This is a genomic window from Vibrio sp. HI00D65, assembly GCF_001635455.1.
Lineage (GTDB): Bacteria > Pseudomonadota > Gammaproteobacteria > Enterobacterales > Vibrionaceae > Vibrio.
Map to the genome: position 1 here is coordinate 1 of NZ_LWEH01000125.1, position 208 is coordinate 208.

Consider the following 208-nt stretch of genomic DNA (forward strand, 5'->3'; position numbering starts at 1 on the left):
TGTGTGTCGCGTAACGCAGTGCAAGATTCAAGTCGTGCAGAATTACGATGATTCCAACGTCTTCTTTCTTATTGAGTTCAGATAGCAAACCCATCAATTGGAACTGGTGATGAACATCTAGCGCGGATGTTGGCTCGTCGAGAATCAATATGGGAGACTGTTGGGCGAGCAACATCGAAACCCACGCTCGTTGGCGTTCACCGCCGGA

General features: G+C 49.0%; 1 protein-coding gene. It reads right to left on the reverse strand.

The annotated features are described in order from the left end of the window. Positions 1-208, reverse strand: a 208-nt coding sequence (locus tag A3712_RS11355) for an ATP-binding cassette domain-containing protein (protein WP_157618744.1), incomplete at both ends; no start/stop codon positions are given.